This is a genomic window from Mucilaginibacter gilvus (assembly GCF_004054195.1).
In the GTDB taxonomy this organism is placed as follows: Bacteria; Bacteroidota; Bacteroidia; order Sphingobacteriales; family Sphingobacteriaceae; genus Mucilaginibacter; species Mucilaginibacter gilvus.
The window spans coordinates 412516-433794 of the sequence record NZ_SBIW01000007.1 but is presented as its reverse complement, the minus strand read 5'-3'; the positions used below and the strand labels follow the sequence as shown (position 1 = coordinate 433794).

Here is a 21279-nt window from a genome sequence, read left to right as displayed (position 1 = left end):
AATAGCCAAACGCACCTTTTTTCATTTTTAAATTACGAATCGCGAGCTATCAAACAATTCGGCATCATCAACACCAATTTTTATTGACTTGCTTAATTCCTGGTATTTACCTTCCATAACGAGGTGAGTAGTATCTATCATTAATAGCCAGCTTTAATTCAATTTCCTTGTTATCAGCAAAAACACCATTTATAAAAAACAAAACAGAGACAAAAAGAAACCTGAGCCAATAATTAATGGGATTGAAAGCAGCCAAAATTTAAAACTTTTTCTCAAGAAAACTGACCTGAAAACAAAACGAGGCCGTATCCTTTTATGATACAGCCTCGTTACTATTATAATGCGTTTACTTATTGCTTTGGCTTACCATCGGCATCAAGTTCTACAATGGGGTAACCTAATTTTTGCAGGCCCGGTAATATCTTTGTCTTGTCGCCTACTACCAGAATAACCATGTTATCGGTATTTAAGTATTTGGCTGCAAGCTGGTTTACCTCTGCCTGGGTAATTGTAGAAAGGATCTTGTTCTGCTCGTCAACATAAGTTGGTTTCAGGTTGTACTCCAATATGCGCGATAGGAACGCTGCTTTTTGTCCGTTGGTTTCGTACCTGCGTGCATCACTTTGACCGATTGAAGTTTGGGTAAACTTCAATTCATCCGGCGTAATACCATTTGCCCGGTAATTGCGAATCTCCTTCATAAATTCCACAACAGAACTATCTGTAGCGGTAGCCAATACACCCGCCGAAGCAGTAAAATCGCCGCCGTTTTTGCTTGAGCTAAAGCCCGAACGCGCACCATAGGTCCAACCTTTTTTCTCGCGAAGGTTAAGGTTAATGTGGCTGTTGAACGCGCCGCCTAAAATATAATTCGCAATGCCCAGTTTATAGTAATCACCGGTTGCATTGTAATTCAGCTTATCTAAATAACCAATACGGATCTCCGATTGGGCAGCGTTAGGGATATCAACCAAATAAAGGGTTGTTTTCTCAAAGGTTTTACCTTCTGCCGGGGTAGGGATAGAAACTTTTTTATCTGCCCAGGTATTCAGGAACGCCAGGTTACCCCTTGCGGTACCTTCGTTAACATCACCAACGATCACAATTTTGGTTTGCGACGGGGTGAAGTATTTGTCGTAATAATCCTGCACATCCTGCAGGGTGATAGCCGCAACAGTTTCCTCATTACCACCGGTTGAATAAGTGCGCACGTTATCGGTGCCGTAAAGTATTTTGTTGTAAACGGTTGATGCAACACCCGCCGGTTGTGTTTTTGCCTGTTTAAAACCTTCTAAGGTTTGTTTTTTAATACGGTCTAAAGCATCCTGTGTAAACTTAGGGTTATACAGGCGTTCCTGTAATAACACCATCGTTTTAGGCAGGTTTTTGGTGAGCGATGATACACTTACCGCAATCTCTTCGCTACCCGCAAAAATAGAAATATTGCTGCCTAACTTATCAAGCTCTGAGTTAAATTGCTCGGCAGTGTAATTTTTGGTGTCCTCGTTCATCATCCGCGCAACAAGGCCTGCCACCCCCGCTTTAGCCGGGTTGCTAACCGCGTACATGCCACCGCCTTTTATAGACATTTGCATCGATACAGAAGGGATCTCGCTGTTTTGGGTGCCGATGATCTGGATGCCATTTGCTGTGGTAGCGCTCCAGATAGCCGGAACTTTGATAGATGGGTTTGGACCCACGCCCGGTTTAACGGTACGGTTAAAATCATCCTTGGCTTTTTTGTAAACCAAGCCGTTGTAACCATAATCAGGCGCTTTGTAGCCAGCAGTGTTTACGGTATAATTATCGGCTGCTGCAGCTACAATGGTACCGCCTTTTGGCAATACACTTAGAATAACAGCTGGTTTACCTTTGATGTATTGATTGTAAACACGCATTACATCTTCTTTAGTTACAGCGCGGATATCAGCCAGTTCACGACCTACCTGGTTAGGGTTGCCGGTGAGGTATTGTGCCTGCGCCAGGTTAGACACCTTGCCGCTTACGCTCGCTAAATCATTAATCGCATTTGCTTCGGCGCTTGCTTTAAAACGGGTGAGTGCATCGTCGGTTACGCCGGTTTTTTCAAACTCCGTAAGTGATTCGGCAACCAGTTTTTGGGCGTCGGCCAAGGTTTGTCCCGGGAATGGCAATACACGGATGGTGATCTCACCCGCAAGTTCAGTATTGGACGAACTCATGGAGGCCTGCGCAGCCTTACGTGTTTTTACAAAGTTTTTATAAAAGATAGAGTTACGGCCCTGGCCAATGATCTCAGATAAAGCATCCAGCGGGGACATATCCTTACTATAAATTTTGACGCCGGGATAGGTAACAGAAAGTAAAGGCAGTTTGGCATAGTTATCTACATAAGAAACATACCTGTCTGCCGTTAAAACCGGTGCCGGGAACGACGCGTTTTTAACAACAGGGCCCCGCGGGATGCCGCCGAAATACTTTTGAACCCAGGCTAATGTTTGTTTCGCGTTGATATCGCCACCAATAGAGATGGTTGCGTTATTTGGGCCATACCATCTTAAAAAGAAGTTTTTCAGATCGTTAACTCCCACTTTATTCAGTTCTTCAATGTAGCCGATGGTTAACCACGAGTATGGGTGCCCGTAAGGATACAGGTTTTTAGAAGTTACTTCGCTGGCCAGGCCATAAGGGCGGTTATCATAGTTTTGGCCGCGCTCATTCTTTACCGTAGCACGTTGCACTTCAAATTTGCGCTGCGTTACCGAATCCAGCAAAAAGCCCATACGGTCAGATTCCAGCCAAAGCATTTTTTCGAGCTGGTTGGCTGGTACAGTTTCGTAATAATTGGTACGGTCGCGGTTGGTGGATCCGTTTAGGGTGCCACCCGCTTCGGTGATGATCTTAAAGTGGTCGCCATTGCCAACGTGCTCGCTTCCCTGGAACATCATGTGCTCAAAAAAGTGCGCGAAACCAGATTTACCAATTTCCTCGCGTGCCGAACCTACGTGGTAGGTTACATCTACATGCACTAATGGGTCGGAGTGGTCTTCTGCCAATATAATGGTTAAGCCATTTGGCAATACATATTTTTCATAAGGGATCACCAGTTCGGTGCCCTTGCGGGTTACTTTCTCCACCAGCTTTGGCCCTACCGCTGTTTGCGCGGTGGCTGCAAGCGCCATAAATGCCAGCGAGGGCACCATTAACGCACTTTTTAAAAATCTAATCATTTGTATTTCTGTTTGTTAAGCAATATCGGACAGCTCTTAACTAAAAGAGGCTTACGTAAACGCTAATATTAATAAATTTCACTTGCTGATTAATGTATTTAACAAGTAATTTAATATGTGTAACGCATTTGTGACTGAAAAAAATCGGGGGATACAAACCAGATCAAGTTAAATATCCAAAAGCGAGATCCAGTTTTTGATGAAGTGCTGCAACGCGATTTTGCGGGATTCGACATCCTGCATGTTAAAAAAAAGGGCAACTCTGCGCCCATCGGCATAATCGCCTTCCAGCATTCCAGATGTATCGTTCAACAAAAAACCACTTGGGAAAACCAACCGGATACAATCCTGCTTAAAAAAATTTGATACGATGATGTGGCGCTTATATTCTTTGGGATTGAAAGAAGCCATTTCACCGGTATACAAAAAACTCGGCGCGTTCCATTTGATGTGCTCTCCTACTTCGCTATCAGCAGCCAGAATTATTTCTCTTAAAGCCTGTAGCACATCCTTCATCGGTTGCCCGAGTTTTTGCATAAACGCGTCTACTTGGGCGGTATTTGCAAGCGGTTGTGGGGTTTTGGCGGCTTTCATAAAAGCTAATATATTTATTACCAATTTTTAATCAAAAACAGGTTAACCAAATTTTTCGTTTGCATATTGGGTTTCGTTTTAATCGGGCAGGAACCTTGTAAATTTGGCTTCGGTGGCAACCGGGGCATCTGCGGGATAGGTAGTATACTTTAACATCAGCGTATTGCCGCTTACTTTAAAGGTAGCGTACTCGTATAGTTTTTGGTTAGACGGAGATGTAACCGGCGTATTTGTATTTTCTTGTTCCGCCATGGTTGTAATATTGCTTAGCAAACTATCGCCTTTAACAGTAAACGTGCCTGTGTAACTTGTAGTAATGGTGGATGAGCTGCCTCCAGACAGCGGATTTGGGTATGCCGTAAATACGGCAGCAAATTTACCATCGCTGTAAAAGCTCACGCTCCTGCTAAATCCAGATGGGAATGCCGGCTCGTTCCAGGTACCCAATAATGATTTCGGCACAGTGCCGGATTTTTTGCAGGAACTGATGCTGATCATTACGACAACAAGCAATAAGGAAAAACGGGTAAGGGTAGCGTATCTCATAACAGGCGTGTTTAATCAATAATACGGCACTAAATTCGCTTTCGCGACAGCCCGATCAACATTTAACAATTATTTAATAATTATTTACAAGAGCGGCGCTAACTTAACATTGAGCCATTTTGATAAAAAACATATAAATTAGGGCAGCAGAAATCTTATATCCTAACCAATGCTTTAACCCGACACTCATGCAAAAATTTAATATAATTAACTGGTGCCTGCCCGCCGTATTTTATTTTTTAGGTGCCCGCGTTTGCGCACAGCCGGCGGCCCTATTGCCGCGTCCTGATGCACAATGGTCACCAATGGGCGTCCACCTGAATGGTTACCTCGGCAACCGCATGCAGGAATCTGTAGACAACCGTATACTTGCGCAGGATGTAGACGGATTGATAGCCCCCTTTAAAACCGAACACCGTACCGAAACCCGCCAATGGCAAAGCGAATTTTGGGGTAAATGGCTTACATCTGCAGTAATGGCCTACAAATACAACCGGAATGTTAAATTAAGAAAAGCACTGGACAAGGCAGTTACCGGTTTATTGGCTACCCAAGCTCCTGATGGCTACATCGGCAACTATGCCGATGCGCACCGTTTAGAGGAATGGGATATATGGGGCCGTAAATACTGCATGTTGGGGCTATTGGATTATTACGGTGCTACGTGGGATAAAAAGAGCCTTAACGGCGCGAAAAAAATAGCCGATAATCTCATCAGTGAATTGAATAAAAAGGATGGCCTAATTGTAAACAAAGGGAACTACCGCGGTATGGCGGCCTCATCAGTACTGGAGCCAATTTGCCTGCTTTATAACTGCACTAACAATAAAAAATATCTTAATTTTGCCTTAGAGATCGTTCGCCAATGGGAAACACCCGACGGGCCGCAACTGATAAGCAAGGCAAACGTAAATGTGAGCGAACGTTTTCCACGACCAAAAAACTGGTATAGCCCGGAGCAAGGGCAGAAAGCCTACGAAATGATGTCGTGCTATGAGGGTTTGCTGGAACTATACCGCATTACCCGCAACCCTGCCTATAAAAAAGCGGTGGAAGATGTTTGGGCGAACATTCGTGATACCGAGATCAATATAGCGGGCTCCGGCGCGTCTACCGAAATGTGGTTTGGCGGTAAAGCGCTGCAAAGCACACCTATAAACCACTATCAGGAAACTTGCGTAACTGTTACCTGGCTAAAACTATGCGGCCAGTTATTGCGCCTTACCGGCGAAGCCAAATACGCTGACGAGGCGGAGCGCACTTATTATAACGCCCTTTTAGGTTCCATGAACGGACACGGGGCCAATTGGGCCAAGTACACACCATTAAACGGACAGCGCCTGGCCGGCAGCGAACAATGCGGTATGGGCCTGAATTGTTGCGAAGCCAGCGGGCCCAGAGGGCTTTTTACTATCCTTCCGCAGATGGTTACCGGAACCTCAAAGGGTGTAGCGATAAATTATTTTGCTGATGGAGCCTTTACACTTAAACCCGTAAATGGCAGCGAGATAACATTTAATCAGCATACCACCTATCCAAGGTCTGGCACTGTTGAAATAGAATTAACGGCTAACGAACCCGAAGAGATGGAGATAGCCATACGGATCCCCGCATGGAGTAAAAACACCCGGTTAAGCGTAAATGGCGAAGCAATTACAAACCTGCAGCCCGGTACCAACGCCAAAATAAAACGCAAATGGAGCAATGGCGACAAAATATTACTTGAACTGGATATGCGTGGCCGGGTGATAGAAACCCTCACCCCTGCCCACAGCATTGCTATTATGCGTGGCCCTATTGTTTTAGCACGAGATGTCCGCTTTGGCGGCCCTGCAATAGAAGCCGTTTTAAAGCCAGTAAAAGAAGCGGGCGGCTATATTGTACTCAGCGAAGTCCCCAATACCACCGGAGATGACATACTGATGCTATACAAAGCTGGCTTCATCCCCGAGTCTTACACCGAGAATGGCGTTCCGCCCGTAAGCGTAACGCTTTGCGATTATGCATCGGCAGGTAACGGAAGTGTAAATTCGTTTTATAAGGTATGGCTGGCGCAACTGGTTTATCCAAGCGCGGAATAAGGAATGAAAGAAATCCTGATCTGAATTACGCTTCGCTGATCTGTTTATCTACGCCAGAGATGGTTTCGGGTGCAACCACAGGCACATCGCAATGGTAGCCAAACAGGCAGCGGTCTTTTATCATTGCGGCTACTTCGTTTGGCACAAACTCCTCCCAACCGGGAGCTCCTTCTTTGATCAGTTCCAGCACCCGGTCCGTTTGTACGTGCAGGTTGCTTTCTTTATAGTGCCTAATGTCTTCTATCTTATTATTGGCTATCAGGTAGCGATAAAGATCTATCAAATGTGGTGGTGGGTAAAAGCGCAGGCAGTTCCAAATCACCCCATCGCGCAGGGTTGGGTAGATGAACAGCTTTACTTTACGGCTAAACAGCGTTGCGAAGGATTCGAGGATGCCGCCGGCAAGGTCTTTATAATGTTCTTCAGAGAAAATGTATTCCAGGTTGGGATAACCCAGCACCACCCCCATTTTCAGTTTGGTGATCTTAGACAGATAGGCCACCAATTTATAATATTCGTGGAAGTTGGATATGAGTACTGTTTGCCCAAGCGAGCAAAGGATATCCACCCTATCCAAAAAGTCTTTCTCGTCAATTTCGGCGGAATCGTCGGCATTACGTTCTTTGAGAGCCTGCAAGGTTAGCTCGGTAACCACTATTACGTTTTCCTTATCCACATCGGGTTCCTGCATAAATTGCTTCACGCCGGTGTGCAGCATATCCAAATGCACATTAATAATGGGTCTGAAACGACCGCGGATCACCACAATGTGTTTTTTATATAAAACCTCTGATGGCTGCAGATTTTTACCATCCGGGCCGAATACTGCCGCATCAGAAAAACCGTATTTCACCAGGTGCAAACTCATCAGTCGGTTATCTACCTTTGTAAAGTTTGGCCCCTCAAAACGGATCATATCTATCTGGATGCGTTCTTTGGACAGCTCATCCATCAGCGAAAGCAAAAACACCGAAGGGTTATCGTTATAATGAAAACAGGCGTATATGAGGTTAACGCCCAATATACCTACCGCCTGCTGTTGCAGGTTATTATCGTTATCCAGTAATTTTACGTGCAGCACCACATCATTAAACTGGCCGTTTGGCTCCATCTGAAAACGAACGCCCATCCAGCCGTGGCCATCGTTTGTTTTATGATAGTTAAGCGCCGAAGCGGTGTCTGCAAATGCAAAAAAGGTAGTATTATGGCCGCGTTGCTCTTCTAAACGCTCTATCAGCAAGCCGTATTCACGCTCCAGCATAGATATCAGACGGTTCTCGGTAACGTATCGTTTCCCTTGTTGTGCGCCGTAAATAGCATCGGAGAAGATCATATCATAGGCCGACATCGTTTTGGCTATGGTGCCCGATGATGCGCCTGCTTTGAAGAAATTTGCGGCAACGTCTTGTCCCGCGCCAATTTCGGCAAAGGAGCCGTAAATTGTTGGGTCGAGGTTAATGGCAAGCGCTTTTTGTTTTGTGCCGATATCTTTATTATGGATGCTGCTCATACGCTTTTTATTAATTATTTGCCTCTGCTCCTATTTACGACGATAAGATGGTTTAAAAATACGACTTTTTGCTGAAACAGCCGTGCTGGTTGGCAAAATCAAAAAAAATATTACAAGTTGATGAAAAGTAGGCAATGAGGGCTCTTAAAGCCAGCACTTTATAAAACCATAGAGGCATAAGTACCTAAAAAGCATAAAATAGCGTGAGCAATAAAACGGTTTAGTTAAAAAAAACTACCCTGCTCTGTATCTATGCCTGCCAGTTCTTGCTGATAAACCCTGATCATGGTGATTAGATCTGATCCATAGAGGCTTGCCTTTTGCGGGCCAATACCTTTGATGCTGCTAAGCGCCTTTAGCGTAGCTGGTAGCTTTTCGGCAACGGTGGCGGCAGCCTGCTCAGACAGCACCATACTTGGCATTACCCGGTCGTTTGCAGCCCTTGTATCGCGCCAGGCAAGCAACTGTACATAAAAATCTTCATTGGGTTTAGCGTTAAGCGCCTTTAGATAAGAGCGCGATTTATCTGCCATTGCCCCCGCATGGGCTGTTTTCTTTTGCTCCAGGTAGGCATCGCCTGTAAAAATCGCTTTCGAAAAATAGGCCATCAACCCTATCCTGGCCATTATCCATTGCATCAATTTATCTGTTTTAGCTGCTTTTTCTACCGATTGACCGATAAAGCCGGGCATCTGCCGGTGCAGACTTTCGGTAGCCTGGGTTAGTTTGTCCAGGAAATAAGCAGCGGCTTTCTGGATCCTGTCGGCGTCAACAACTTCAGACCGCCGCATAAACTTTTCTGCTACCTCTAACACATCCTGCTGCAGGCCAGGTACCAAAAATTCAAGAGCTTTTATACCCGTTTTTAAGCCGTTGAAATTAAATAACTCCGCCAGCAGGAAATGCCGGTACCGTTCCTTATCGCGTTCCAGGCTGAGACCATCTGGTTTAATGGCTTCTGCGCTTTTATTAAAATGTGCGACAGCCGGGTCGCCTATAATATTTTGAGCAGATATAGGATTGCGCAGCACCATGCCCGACAGCGTTCGGCACCTGCTCAGCGCAACATACGCCTGCCCGTGAGCAAACGCTTCCGAAACATCTATAATGGCTTTATCAAAACTCAGTCCCTGGCTCTTATGTATGGTGATAGACCAGGCCAGCTTTAGCGGGATCTGCGCGAAACTACCGGCATTGGTTTCGTTGATCTGCTCCTCCTCCATTTGGTATTTCACGTTGTTCCACTCCACCGCCTCCACCGCTATTTCCCGGCTTTCGTGTCCGCTTTGTACAAAAACGGTGCTACCTTCTATCCGGGTTACCATTCCTATTTTGCCATTATAAAATAACTTTTCGGCGGAGCCATCATTTTTAACAAACATTACCTGCGCTCCGATTTTTAGCTTCAGGTTAGTTTCTGTAGGATAAGCATCCCTTGGGAAATCGCCGCGTATGGTGGCGGTAAATTCATATTCTTCACCGGCCAGCGCTTCTACAAATTCATTATTCAGTTGCTGCGCGATGCTGTTATGGGTTGTTAAAGTAATATAGGGCTCTTCGGCTGTAGGGCGGAAACCAGGCTGGTGACGGGCATTCAGAAGCGCTAAATTTTGCGGACTGATGCTTTGATTCCGCACCTCGTTAAGTATATCTACAAAAGCCTGTTCTTTTTGGCGGTATACATGATCCAGCTCTATCCGCACATAACTCGCCTTTTGCATCACCAGGCTGCTGAAAAAATACGGCGTTTTGTAATAGCGGTTCAAGATCCGCCATTCTTCCTCGCGGATGATAGGACTTAGTTGCGAAAGATCGCCAATGAGTAGTAATTGCACCCCTCCGAACGGGTAAGGCGAGCCTTTAATGTTTCGTAGGATGAGATCTATCTGGTCGAGTACATCTGGCCGCACCATACTCACCTCATCAATGATCAGCAGCTCCAGGCTGCCTAAAAGCTCTTTTTTTTCGTCGTTATAATGCAGTTCGGGGCTATCATTACCTGCTGGAATAAGTGGCCCAAACGGAATCTGGAACAGCGAGTGAATGGTCATTCCACCAGCGTTTATGGCGGCCACTCCGGTAGGTGCCGCTATCGCTAATTTTTTTTTTGACGTTTGCCTAAGCTGCTGTAAAAAGGTGGTTTTACCGGTGCCGGCCTTCCCAGTTAAAAACACAATGGTGTTTGTACTTTCCAGGTAGTCGTTTGCCAGCTGCATTGCCGGGTTCATCGTGCTCATGATAACGGCAAAGCTAATACTAATTTATTTAGTATATTGCTGGTGTTTAAAAATAATACGGCTTATCTGTAAATTATAATTAACAATGCTACAAAATCGCGTAAACCCCAAGGGCGACATTATTAAAACAAGTGCCCGTGGCGCCTGGCTGGGTAACCGTGGCCAACTGCATAACACGGGCAAAACTATCCTGAGGCCCTTTAAACACCAGGCCTGGATTATTTGCCTACTGCAGTTTAAAGGCCGGCACCGCGAAATAATGGGGCCAAACCTGTGGACCGAATTATTCTTCCTGGACGAGGCAACGGCGTTCTCTGCCGGCCACCGCCCTTGCTTTGAATGCCGCCGTGAGGATGCCAAACGCTTTAAGGCAGCCTGGCTGGCGGGAAACCCTGAATATGCTTTCCCGGCGAATGTACTGATCGGAAAAATAGATGAAATATTGCAAAGCGAACGGATAAACCGCGACAATAGCAAAGTAACTTTTGAAGCTGATATTAATGATTTGCCAGATGGTACTTTTATTGAAATAGCGGATGAAGCTTATCTTTTGGCTGATAAGCAATTGTATCGATGGTTACCAAGTGGATATAAGGAAGCAATGCCATTTCCGACAAACGACATTGTAAGTGTACTTACACCACACTCGGTTGTTAACGCGTTTCGCTATGGGTATCTGCCTCAATTGGGGATTGCAACAACGGTTTAATTACCTTTGCGCCGATGGACTATTTTAAAAACCTGCTACAACTACTAAAAACCGAACGTGAAGAAGACCGGGACGCTTATTTAAAACTCACCCAAAGCAGCTCCGTTACGGATAGGCGCGCAGCCGGCATCACTTGGTACCCTATCGCCATTCGCGGCTCTGAGCCAGGTCGTGGTGATTACATAATGGTTGAATTGGAACGGACCACGCATAAAGACCTTTCGCATCAATTCAGGTTTGGCGCACCGGCGGTACTATTCTCTAACCACAATGCCGGTACTGACCGTGTGGAAGGCACCATCGCCTACCAGGGCGGCGACAGGCTGAAGATCACCCTATTTACAGATGAACTGCCCGACTGGTGCCGCGATGGTAAACTGGGTGTGGAATTGCTTTTTGATAACAACAGCTATGACGAAATGCAGGACGCTTTAAAACAAGCATCCGTGTTAAGCGATAAGCCCGAGGGTAAACTTATCCGCGTTTTAACGGGTAAAAATGACCCAACATTTTCAGCAGAAATAAACCAGGTAACACCGGGAAATTTAAATACATCACAAGCCGCATCCGTGCAGCAAATCCTCTCGGCGAATGAGCTTGCGGTTGTGCACGGCCCGCCCGGTACGGGCAAAACCACCACTATTGTACAGGCCATAAAACACCTCATCCAACAAAACGAAAAACAAATACTGGTAGTTGCGCCCAGCAACACAGCGGTAGATCTGCTGAGCGAGAAACTGGCCATAGAAGGGCTGAATGTACTGCGGATAGGCAACCCCGCCAGGGTGTCTGAAAAGCTGACCGCTTTAACCCTCGATAGCAAAATGGCGGCACACAGCTATATGAAAGATGCGAAGCAGTTAAAAAAGCAAGCCGCGGGCTATAAAAACATGGCGCATCAGTATAAACGCAGCTTTGGCAAACGCGAGCGCGATCAACGCAAAGCATTATTTGATGAAGCGCACCGCATTATAAAAGATGTAGGCAAAATTGAACAATTCATCATTGACGACCTGGTGGAAAAAGCACAGGTAATTACAGCTACCCTTGTTGGCTGTAACCACCATACCGTCCGCGATAAGCGATACAATACGGTTGTGATAGACGAGGCAGGCCAGGCACTGGAACCCGCCTGCTGGATCCCGATATTAAAGGCAGAGAAGGTTATCATGGCCGGCGACCATTTCCAGTTAGCCCCCACCATTAAATCGGATGCTGCGGCAAAAAAAGGACTAAACACTACGCTGTTAGAAAAATCTGCCATTCTTCACCCCGGCGCGGTTACGCTATTGGAAGAACAATACCGCATGAACGAGGCTATCATGGGTTTTTCTTCGGCAGCGTTTTACGGCAACCGTTTAAAAGCCAACGCGTCTGTAGCCAACCGCCTTTTATTTAACGGTGATATACCCATGAGTTTTGTAGATACTGCAGGCTGTGGCTTTGATGAAAAAGCCGATGGAACCAGCACGGTGAACCCGGATGAGGCTGCATTTGTATTGAAGCATTTGGATGCGCTTGCCGAAAAACTAACAAAACATCACGCAGATTTCCCTTCTATTGCCATTATATCCCCTTACAAAAGCCAGGTGAGGTTGTTGAAAGAACTGTTTGAGGCTTCTCCTTTGTATATCCACACGGATAAAATAAGTATTAATACCATTGATAGTTTCCAGGGACAAGAGCGCGACGTGGTATATATCAGCATGGCCAGGAGCAATACCGAAGGCGCGATAGGTTTCCTGTCGGATATCCGCAGGATGAACGTAGCCATGACCCGCGCCCGAAAAAAACTGGTGATTATTGGCGATAGCGCTACTATCACCCGCCTTCCATTTTATGCCGATATGGTAAAATATGCCGAACAGTGCGGCGGATATCAAAGTGGGTGGGAGTATCTGAGTTAGTGTTATCCGAACATTGTACATATTCACAGGTGAGTTCGAATACCTTAACAAAGCCAATGCAAACTTATTTACTATGCTGATGTTCAGTTGCTATGAATCTTATCGAACAGCTTGCGTGGCTTTTTTTACTGCCGCTACCTATTGCCTGCGTTACCTGGACGGTTACGCACGAAGAAGTGTTCCGCGAGCCGCGCGAATTTTGCGCCAGGCGTTGTAAAAACGGCAAATCATTAATCGAACGAAAATTCTTTTACCTCTTTACCTGCGAATATTGCTTCAGCCACTACATAACAGTACTATTCATTTTCCTCACCCATTATAAACTTTTACTTACAGATTGGCGCGGCTACCTGCTTGCCGGTTTCGCGGTAATATGGATAGCAAATGTATACATGAGCCTGTTTGCCCTGCTAAGGCAAAGCATCAAACTGGAAAAAGCAGAAGCAGAAAAAGTGGAGAAGGAAGTAGAGCGGAAATAATAGTTCAAAAAACATTCTTGCATTATGGGTATTAAGTTAAACTTATCTAACAAATATGCCCATGATGATCTTTTTTAAATGAAGTGGTTCAGCATTTCACACCGCTTATAGTTACCCGTTTAATAGCAATTTTGCTGGATTCATTCAGCCAGATGGGGTTTTTATCAAGATTAGAAACGCCTCTTTCCCCTTTCCCGACAAATTCATATAAACGCTTATATAATATCTCTCGTATTGCAGGAAAACAATAACGACCCTGTAAAAGCTTTCACCGGAAAAAATACGCTTACTAAAAACCGGCACACGTTTAATGTATTGCTCACTCAGTTGTTGCAAATATTAGTTGTTTAAAGAATAAAGGCAAATCACAACTATCGAGGATGTGGAGCGCGATGTTATTGGTTGCTAAAATTAAACTCCGAATGTGGTCGGTATTCATCGCACCACTCTTATTATATGGCCATAAACAAAAAAGCCTCTCATTTTCATGAGAGGCTTTAAGGGTAAATGATGGGGCTCGAACCCACGACCCTCGGTACCACAAACCGATGCTCTAACCAACTGAGCTACATCTACCGTCTTTGTTGGGAGTGCAAAAATAGAAATTCGGCGGGAATTTGCAAAGCTTTTTTAAAATTACAATCGCCTTACCCTATTTATTTAGAACAGTTCTATTTAAAGGGTAAATTTGTACATCATGGCGGAGCAACTGGTGGAATTGAACGTAACGGGAATGCATTGCAATAACTGCGCAATGAGCATCCATAAGTTATTGGAAAAGAAAGGACTGCAAAATGTATTGGTGAGCTTTGCTTCCGAAGAAGTAAAATTTTCTACTGCCGACCAGTCCCTCCTACCGGGAATAATCACGGATATAGAAAATTTAGGTTTTCATGTAGTCGACGATATTGCCACTCATAAAACCCCATTTTATGATAAGGTAGAGAACAAATTTACCTTCTGCGCGCTGTTTACAGCCCCGCTTTTGCTACACATGCTGTTCCCCTGGCACTTTTTGCATAATCCTGTTGTACAATTAATATTGTGCCTCCCTGTGTTTTTAGTGGGATGTTTTCATTTTGGTAAAAGTGCCTACAGTTCTGTTAAAGGTGGTGTACCCAATATGGATGTGCTCATTTTTATCGGTTCTACATCGGCATTTATTTATAGCCTGGTTGGTACCGTGCAAAATTTAGGCGTGCATTATTTGTTTTACGAAACCTGCGCAACCATCATTACCCTGGTACTTTTGGGTAATGTGCTGGAGAAACGCAGCGTAAACCAAACCACCTCCGCGGTGAAAGACCTGATGAAATTTCAGCAGGTGAACGCCAGCAGGGTTACTAAAGATGGCATTGAAATAATCAATGCAAAAGATGTGATAGCCGGCGATACGCTACAGGTGAACGAGGGCGACCAGGTACCAGTAGACGGTGAAGTACTATCCGGGGAGGCATCCATCAACGAGGCGATGATAACCGGCGAAAGCATCCCGGTGCAAAAAAAGAAGTACGATACCATTATAGGCGGCACGATAGTGCTGGAAGGTAACATCAAAATAATGGCCACCAAAGTGGGCAGTAACAGCACGCTCTCGCAGATCATCGATCTGATGAAAAGAGCGCAGGCGGCAAAACCGCCTGTACAAAAACTGGGCGATAAAGTCGCAGCCATATTTGTACCCGTTGTTTTAGTGATTGCTCTGCTAACCTTTATTATAACTTACTTCGCTACCAATGTCGGCATGCAAGGTAGCGTAATGCATGCCATTGCCGTGTTGGTGATTTCCTGCCCTTGCGCTATGGGTTTGGCAACACCTACCGCCGTAATGGTTGGCCTTGGCCGCGCGGCAAAAAACGGAATTCTGATAAAAGGGGGCGACACTATTGAAGCGGTTGCTAACACCAAATTTGTAATATTTGATAAAACGGGAACGCTTACCACGGGCAAATTCAGCATAAAAGATATTGAGGTAGCCGAGGGACAAAACATGGAGAGCGTGCGTGGAGCTATTGTTGCCATTGAAGAGCGCTCTAACCACCCGATAGCAAAATCCTTAGTGAACGGATTAAGCGGTCTGGCCAAACAAAAAGTGATATTGAGATCTGTTGCAGAAGAAAAAGGCCTTGGTATGCGCGCCGAAGATGTGGAAGGCAACAACTACTTTTTGGGCACCGCAAAACTGAGCGACAACGACAATTTTAACCTTGCATTATACAAAAACCAGGTGTTGATTGCACAGATAGCCATTGAAGATACCATTAAACCGGACGCTGCGAATTTGATTGTCCAGTTAAAAAAGATGGGGATAAAACCTATCCTTCTGAGTGGCGATAAGGCCAGCCGCTGCGCTTCGGTGGCAAAAACATTAGGTATTATTGATGTACACTCCGAAAAACTACCCGACGAAAAGTTAAGCGTGGTAGATATTTACCGTAAAAAAGGCAAAACCATTATGATAGGCGACGGTATAAACGATGCCCCTGCCCTCACCCAAGCCGATGTAGGCGTATCTATGAACGATGCCAGCCATATTGCCATCCAATCAGCCAAAGTTATCTTGCTGAATACTGATTTGCAATCGGTAGTGAAATTTTTGCAGATCAGCAGGCATACCCTACTCACCATTAAACAAAACCTTTTTTGGGCATTCGCTTACAACATTATTGCTATCCCCGTTGCAGCTTTAGGTTTCCTGAACCCGATGGTAGGTGCGCTGGCCATGGCATTTAGCGATGTTATTGTAATTGGGAATTCGCTGAGGTTGAAGGTAAAGAAGGTTAGTTGATAGATGATGGTTCATAGTTCATGGTAGTTTCGCTAAATTTGTTGCAAGCAACCTACTTAACATATTTTCATTAATATAGTCAGAGTTTTAACTTTGAACCATGCGGACACTTATTGAGCGATACCTAAACGGCGAAGACGGGAAATCTGTATACGCCGATATCTGCAACTTAAAACAGGGAGCCTTCAGCAATGAACATTTTGACGACGTAATAGCGGTGCTCACCGAAACTTTTGAACGGGTTGCTTATAACCTCAACCTGATTCAACAGGAGTTGGCGACCATTGGTTACTGCTTTAAAACAGAGTTTAATTCAAACTCCGATAAACCATTAGTAGCGCCTCTTCCGGGTACCGATAAACTTCTTACCCTACTTGACACGGCAGTTGCCGAATTTGGCAAAGTGCCCTTGTCATTAAAAATGTTTTACAAAGCCGTAGCTGGCTGTAATTTTGCCTGGGATTATGAGTCTTCCCCCGATTTGCTATGGGATGAAGCCGACCCTATACAAATAGCCAGCCTGGATGATCTTGTTGAATACGTATCTTCTGATGATTGGAAAGACTACATGAATGATTGCCTTGAAATTTATAACGAGCCCGCTTTGGAGTTGGCTGCCGATTATCTCCATAAGGACAATATTAGTGGCGGCGCAGCCTACTCCTTACAACTCACGGGGGAAGATTGCGTAGATGCGATATTTTTAAATGAGCCCAATGGAACCAACTTTATTGGTTATTTACGGGTCTGTATGGAAAGCTGCGGATTTCCGGGACGCGGCAAGTTTAGGCAAGAACAACGTTTTACGAATTTTTGCGCAAAGGTAAGTCCTTTATTAAAACGCATTTAAACTGGCAAATTAAAACACCACTTTAGAGCCTCATAGGCTTTACTATATTTGCACAATGATCGAGATTTATACAGACGGTGCATCCAGCGGGAACCCGGGGCCGGGTGGTTATGGGGTTATTTTGCGGTCAGGTGCTCATTACAAGGAGCTGTCGGCTGGCTTTCGTAAAACTACTAATAACCGCATGGAACTGCTGGCCGTTATCAGCGGACTGGAAGCTATCAAATCTCCCAACCAGCAGGTTACTATTTATTCCGACAGTAAATACGTTATCGATTCTATAGAGAAGCGCTGGTTGCAGGGCTGGGTTGCAAAAGGCTTCGCGGGTAAAAAGAATAAAGACCTTTGGCTGAGATACCTTACCATCAGTAAAATGCACCAGGTTCGTTTTGTATGGGTTCGCGGCCACAACGGCCACCCCGAAAACGAGCGTTGCGACGTATTAGCCGTAGCAGCCGGTAAACAAAGAGAGTTATTGATAGATTCTGTTTTTGAAGCAGAGGCAGCAAAATTAGGTTGATTAATTTGTCATAGTCTATGTACAATAGACTATAGCAGAATTTTATATCTTTTCACCATGGACTATCGACTATGGTCCATGGACTAAAGGCTACTTCGCCCCCAACTCAATTACATCCATCCCTTGTACCTTATCTTCGGTTATGCTGAAACGCATTAGAGTGCGTACCTTTTGCCAGCCCTGTTTGCCTGCCGCGCCGGGGTTTAAGTGGAGGCAGCTGATCTTTTTATCGTAGATAACTTTGAGGATATGCGAGTGCCCGCTGATGAACAACATCGGCGGGTTTAGGTAAATATCCTTCCTCACTGCAGGGCTGTATTTATCCGGGTAGCCACCAATATGCGTCATCCATACATCTACGGCTTCGCATTTAAAACGAAGATGTTCGGGGTAGACCTGCCGAATGTCGGCACCATCAATATTGCCGTAAACACCTTTTAACGGTTTAAACGCGGCGAGTTGATCAGCAAGTTCCAGCGTACCGAAATCGCCCACGTGCCAGATCTCGTCGCAAGTATCAAAATGCTTAAAAACGGCGGAGTCGAGGTAGCTGTGGGTATCGGATATCAGGCCAATGCGAGTCATATTGATTTCGGATGTCGGATTTTCAATTTCGGATTTATATTAAAATATTGTTAAAAACTCCTTTAATGCCAGCTGATAACCTGCGGAATACACTCTAGGTTCATCGTAAATAACTACGTCAGTTTCATCAACCATAGCTTGCAATCGCCCAAAGGTAATGATCTCCCTGTGCGGGATAGATTCGGCAAAGGACTTTATGCTGACGATCGTCTTCAGGTACAACCCAAGTTCGGCCAATAATACTTTCACAAAATTAGCCGTCGGCAAAGGCAATATCATGGCGCAAAGACCATCATCTGTTAAATGCTTAGATACATCTTGGATAAACTTCTCAAAAAAAATCTCTTCCGTATGCTTCGCAAGTGTTTTTTTTGCGCCCGGCGATGCCAGCGAATTTAAAAAGAAGGGCGGATTTGATACAATGAGGTCGTATCGTTTTTCAGTATTGGCGTTAAAATACTCCTCAAACCCCGATGCAAACAGTGCTAACCGATTTGCAAATTTTGAAACCTTAAAGTTTTCGTTCGCTGTTTTAGCAGCGGCTTCGTCTATTTCAACTGCATTTATATCAGCGTTTATAAACCGCTGCGCCAGCATCAGGGCTATCACACCTGTTCCCGTGCCAATATCCAATATATTTTGAGGTTCGGGCGCATGGGCTAAAGCGCCAAGCAAAACGCCGTCGGTATTTACCTTCATGGCGCAGCCGCTTTGGTTTATATCGAACTGCTTAAACTTGAATATATCTGCCAATTTATAAATGATAAGCGGAGTAATTATTTATATTTTACCTATTTTCAGGCTGGATTTAAAACGCCGGGCTTTAATGCAACCACGACTACAGTACCTCAAAAATCAATTTAAAAAGCCAAAAGTAATTATAATAACAGCCATTTTATTGGCTTTAAGCCTTTGGTTTGCGCTTTGCCTGTCCCGCCCCTTGTTTAGCAGCCCTACATCTTTTGTGATAGACGACGATGCCGGCCAGCTCTTAGGCGCATCTATAGCAGCCGACGGACAATGGCGTTTCCCCTACAACGATAGCGTGCCCGAAAAATTCAAACAATGCATCATCGCCTTTGAGGATAAGCGTTTTGAACACCACCCCGGCTTTGACGCCTTGGCTTTTGGAAGAGCCATCCGGCAAAACATCCACACCGGCAGGGTTACCAGCGGCGGCAGTACACTTACTATGCAGGTAATGCGACTTTCTACCCGGCATAAACGCACTATCCTCAACAAAATAGGTGAAATTTTCATGGCCCTTCGCCTGGAGATGGGTTACAGCAAAAAGGAAATATTGGCTATGTATGCCAGCAACGCGCCATTCGGCAGCAATGTTATTGGACTGGATGCAGCATCGTGGAGGTACTTTGGTCGAGGCCCGGATAAACTCTCCTGGGGTGAAATGGCCGCACTGGCGGTACTGCCAAATTCACCATCGCTGGTGCATCCGGGTAAAAACAGACTTATCCTGCTTAAAAAACGCAACCTGCTGCTCAACAGGCTATATAAACAAGGCATCATTGATAGCACAACCGCCAAACTTGCCGCGTTTGAACCCGTGCCCGAAAAGCCCGTTGCCCTGCCCCAAATTGCGCCGCATCTTTTGCAGCGCTTTAAAGCCGATTATAAAAATAAACAACAAGGGCTAACCCGGATAACCACTACTATAAAAACCAGTCTGCAACAACAGGTCGCGGATATTTTAGAACAGCATCACCAGGTTTTAAAAGCTAACGACATTAATAATATCGCCGCGGTTGTATTAGATGTAGAAACCGGTGCAACCCTCGCCTACGCCGGCAATATATCGCATCGCGAAGACCCCGAAATGGAGAGCGATGTGGATGTGGTGAATGCGCCGCGCAGCCCGGGGAGTACGCTAAAACCGTTGCTATACGCATCCATGATTCACGATGGGTTGATACTGCCCAACAGTTTGATTGCCGATGTGCCCACGCAGATAGCGGGCTATCACCCCGAGAATTTCGACCTGAGTTATGATGGCGCGGTGCCTGCTTCCAACGCTTTATCACGCTCGCTTAACGTGCCTGCAGTGAAAATGCTGCAGCAATACAAGTACGAACGTTTTTATGATATGATGAAAAAGGCCGGCGTTACCACATTAAAACAACCTGCCGACCACTACGGCCTCTCGCTCATTTTAGGCGGCGGCGAAAATACGCTCTGGGAACTTACCGGCATTTATGCAGGCATGGCGCGGGTGCTTAACCATTATGATAAGTACCGCGGCAAATACAATGCCGCCGACTACCATCATCCCGTTTATACATTAGCCCCCAAAGAAGAACTGGCGTTGGAGAAAAATGGCTTGCTGGACGCAGGATCGCTCTATTACGCTTTGCAGGCCATGGAAGAAGTAATGCGCCCCGGCGACGAAATGCTTTGGCAGCAGTTCAGTTCTACCCAGCGGATCGCCTGGAAAACGGGCACCAGTTTTGGCTTTCGCGATGGCTGGGCCATTGGCATTACCCCTAAATATGTGGTAGGCGTTTGGGTGGGTAATACCGATGGCGAGGGTCGCCCCGGCTTAACGGGCATTAATACCGCAGCCCCTGCCCTTTTTGAAATCTTCCGTTTACTGCCTGCCGCACGGGATTGGTTTAATATGCCTATGGGCGAAATGGTGAAGATAAGCGTGTGTAAAGAAAGCGGTTACCGCGCCGGGCAGTATTGTAATAATACGACTGAGCAATTTGTACCGAAAACCGGGTTAAAGGCTGCCGCCTGTCCGTGGCACCGTTTGGTACATCTTTCGCCTGATGAACATTACCAGGTGACGGGTAGTTGCGAACTGCCGGAAAATATGGTGAACAAAAGTTGGTTTGTATTGCCACCATCTATGGAGTACTATTACAAAACCAAAAATTACCAGTACCATGTGCTGCCGCCCTTTAAAGCCAGCTGCGGCGAAGCTGACTACGGTAACCCGATGGAGTTGATATATCCTAAAGAGAACGCTAAAATATATGTGCCGCTGGAGTCCGACGGCAAGCGTGGCCGGGTGGTTTTTAATGCGGCGCACCGGCAACCCGGTATCAAAATATTCTGGCACCTCGATGATAAATATGTAGGCGAAACCAACACCTTTCACCAGGTGGCGCTAAACCCGTCGGCAGGTAAACATAAACTGACGCTGGTTGATGCCTCGGGCAATACCATCAGCACAAACTTTGAGGTACTTGATAAAAATAAATAAACACGATTTAAGGATTGAACAATTTAACACGATTTTCTTTA

15 protein-coding genes and 1 tRNA gene are annotated in these 21279 nt (G+C 45.5%); 8 read left to right on the top strand and 8 right to left on the bottom strand.

Annotation, left to right across the window (positions count from 1 at the left end):
• Positions 1-350: 350 nt before the first annotated feature.
• The 3 genes from EPL05_RS16225 to EPL05_RS16215 all read right to left on the bottom strand — a co-directional run bounded on the left by EPL05_RS16225 (position 351) and on the right by EPL05_RS16215 (position 4349).
• Positions 351-3209 carry a M16 family metallopeptidase gene (locus EPL05_RS16225; RefSeq protein ID WP_128535023.1) on the bottom strand — a complete coding sequence of 953 codons (2859 nt, stop codon included), beginning with the start codon at positions 3207-3209 and terminating at the stop codon, positions 351-353.
• 168 nt (positions 3210-3377) lie between these two features.
• The gene (locus tag EPL05_RS16220; protein ID WP_128535022.1) at positions 3378-3803 is read right to left on the bottom strand and encodes a DUF1801 domain-containing protein; all 426 of its coding nucleotides are present in this window, start codon (positions 3801-3803) and stop codon (positions 3378-3380) included.
• Between the two features lie 78 nt (positions 3804-3881).
• A complete protein-coding gene (locus EPL05_RS16215; protein ID WP_128535021.1) occupies positions 3882-4349 on the bottom strand; it encodes a hypothetical protein in 468 nt (155 codons plus the stop codon).
• 188 nt (positions 4350-4537) lie between these two features.
• Here EPL05_RS16215 and EPL05_RS16210 point away from each other — a divergent pair, with 188 nt between their 5' ends.
• The gene (locus tag EPL05_RS16210; RefSeq protein WP_208394767.1) at positions 4538-6430 is read left to right on the top strand and encodes a glycoside hydrolase family 127 protein; all 1893 of its coding nucleotides are present in this window, start codon (positions 4538-4540) and stop codon (positions 6428-6430) included.
• 25 nt (positions 6431-6455) lie between these two features.
• On the opposite strand, the gene EPL05_RS16205 is transcribed toward EPL05_RS16210, so the two are convergent.
• Entirely contained in the window at positions 6456-7940 is a 1485-nt protein-coding gene (locus EPL05_RS16205; RefSeq protein WP_128535020.1) for a TonB-dependent receptor, read from the bottom strand.
• Positions 7941-8164: 224 nt separating this feature from the next.
• Complete coding sequence (locus tag EPL05_RS16200) at positions 8165-10177, bottom strand: AAA family ATPase (RefSeq protein ID WP_128535019.1); 2013 nt, start codon at positions 10175-10177, stop codon at positions 8165-8167.
• 85 nt (positions 10178-10262) lie between these two features.
• Here EPL05_RS16200 and EPL05_RS16195 point away from each other — a divergent pair, with 85 nt between their 5' ends.
• The 3 genes from EPL05_RS16195 (at position 10263) to EPL05_RS16185 (ending at position 13272) form a co-directional block, all read left to right on the top strand.
• Complete coding sequence (locus EPL05_RS16195; protein WP_128535018.1) at positions 10263-10886, top strand: hypothetical protein; 624 nt, start codon at positions 10263-10265, stop codon at positions 10884-10886.
• Between the two features lie 14 nt (positions 10887-10900).
• Positions 10901-12793, top strand: coding sequence for an AAA domain-containing protein (locus EPL05_RS16190; RefSeq protein ID WP_128535017.1), 1893 nt, complete (start codon positions 10901-10903; stop codon positions 12791-12793).
• A 92-nt stretch (positions 12794-12885) separates the two neighbouring features.
• Positions 12886-13272: a hypothetical protein gene (locus EPL05_RS16185; RefSeq protein ID WP_128535016.1), complete on the top strand. Its 387-nt coding sequence runs from the start codon at positions 12886-12888 to the stop codon at positions 13270-13272.
• Positions 13273-13774: 502 nt separating this feature from the next.
• Here EPL05_RS16185 and EPL05_RS16180 read toward each other — a convergent pair.
• A tRNA-His gene (locus EPL05_RS16180) sits at positions 13775-13848 on the bottom strand.
• Positions 13849-13969: 121 nt separating this feature from the next.
• Between EPL05_RS16180 and EPL05_RS16175 the strand changes: the two genes are divergently transcribed.
• The 3 genes from EPL05_RS16175 to rnhA all read left to right on the top strand — a co-directional run bounded on the left by EPL05_RS16175 (position 13970) and on the right by rnhA (position 17430).
• Positions 13970-16060 (top strand): heavy metal translocating P-type ATPase, encoded by a 2091-nt coding sequence (locus EPL05_RS16175; RefSeq protein ID WP_128535015.1) that lies wholly within the window; start codon positions 13970-13972, stop codon positions 16058-16060.
• A gap of 100 nt (positions 16061-16160) precedes the next feature.
• A complete protein-coding gene (locus EPL05_RS16170) occupies positions 16161-16910 on the top strand; it encodes a hypothetical protein (RefSeq protein WP_128535014.1) in 750 nt (249 codons plus the stop codon).
• Between the two features lie 55 nt (positions 16911-16965).
• Complete coding sequence (gene rnhA / locus EPL05_RS16165) at positions 16966-17430, top strand: ribonuclease HI (RefSeq protein ID WP_128535013.1); 465 nt, start codon at positions 16966-16968, stop codon at positions 17428-17430.
• A 90-nt stretch (positions 17431-17520) separates the two neighbouring features.
• On the opposite strand, the gene EPL05_RS16160 is transcribed toward rnhA, so the two are convergent.
• Both EPL05_RS16160 and EPL05_RS16155 read right to left on the bottom strand, forming a co-directional pair.
• Positions 17521-18015 carry a metallophosphoesterase family protein gene (locus EPL05_RS16160; protein WP_128535012.1) on the bottom strand — a complete coding sequence of 165 codons (495 nt, stop codon included), beginning with the start codon at positions 18013-18015 and terminating at the stop codon, positions 17521-17523.
• A gap of 39 nt (positions 18016-18054) precedes the next feature.
• The gene (locus EPL05_RS16155) at positions 18055-18768 is read right to left on the bottom strand and encodes a tRNA1(Val) (adenine(37)-N6)-methyltransferase (RefSeq protein ID WP_128535011.1); all 714 of its coding nucleotides are present in this window, start codon (positions 18766-18768) and stop codon (positions 18055-18057) included.
• Positions 18769-18841: 73 nt separating this feature from the next.
• On the opposite strand from EPL05_RS16155, the gene pbpC reads away from it, so the two are divergent.
• The gene (gene pbpC / locus EPL05_RS16150; protein ID WP_128535010.1) at positions 18842-21238 is read left to right on the top strand and encodes a penicillin-binding protein 1C; all 2397 of its coding nucleotides are present in this window, start codon (positions 18842-18844) and stop codon (positions 21236-21238) included.
• The last annotated feature ends 41 nt before the right edge of the window (positions 21239-21279 follow it).

Bases quoted from the DNA above. Each gene is read 5' to 3' on its own strand.
- pbpC (WP_128535010.1), top strand. From the start codon at position 18,842: ATGCAACCACGACTACAGTACCTCAAAAATCAATTTAAAAAGCCAAAA.
- rnhA (WP_128535013.1), top strand. From the start codon at position 16,966: ATGATCGAGATTTATACAGACGGTGCATCCAGCGGGAACCCGGGGCCG.
- EPL05_RS16160 (WP_128535012.1), bottom strand. From the start codon at position 18,015: ATGACTCGCATTGGCCTGATATCCGATACCCACAGCTACCTCGACTCC.
- EPL05_RS16220 (WP_128535022.1), bottom strand. From the start codon at position 3,803: ATGAAAGCCGCCAAAACCCCACAACCGCTTGCAAATACCGCCCAAGTA.
- EPL05_RS16195 (WP_128535018.1), top strand. From the start codon at position 10,263: ATGCTACAAAATCGCGTAAACCCCAAGGGCGACATTATTAAAACAAGT.
- EPL05_RS16190 (WP_128535017.1), top strand. From the start codon at position 10,901: ATGGACTATTTTAAAAACCTGCTACAACTACTAAAAACCGAACGTGAA.
- EPL05_RS16210 (WP_208394767.1), top strand. From the start codon at position 4,538: ATGCAAAAATTTAATATAATTAACTGGTGCCTGCCCGCCGTATTTTAT.
- EPL05_RS16170 (WP_128535014.1), top strand. From the start codon at position 16,161: ATGCGGACACTTATTGAGCGATACCTAAACGGCGAAGACGGGAAATCT.
- EPL05_RS16185 (WP_128535016.1), top strand. From the start codon at position 12,886: ATGAATCTTATCGAACAGCTTGCGTGGCTTTTTTTACTGCCGCTACCT.
- EPL05_RS16205 (WP_128535020.1), bottom strand. From the start codon at position 7,940: ATGAGCAGCATCCATAATAAAGATATCGGCACAAAACAAAAAGCGCTT.
- EPL05_RS16215 (WP_128535021.1), bottom strand. From the start codon at position 4,349: ATGAGATACGCTACCCTTACCCGTTTTTCCTTATTGCTTGTTGTCGTA.
- EPL05_RS16175 (WP_128535015.1), top strand. From the start codon at position 13,970: ATGGCGGAGCAACTGGTGGAATTGAACGTAACGGGAATGCATTGCAAT.
- EPL05_RS16200 (WP_128535019.1), bottom strand. From the start codon at position 10,177: ATGAGCACGATGAACCCGGCAATGCAGCTGGCAAACGACTACCTGGAA.
- EPL05_RS16225 (WP_128535023.1), bottom strand. From the start codon at position 3,209: ATGATTAGATTTTTAAAAAGTGCGTTAATGGTGCCCTCGCTGGCATTT.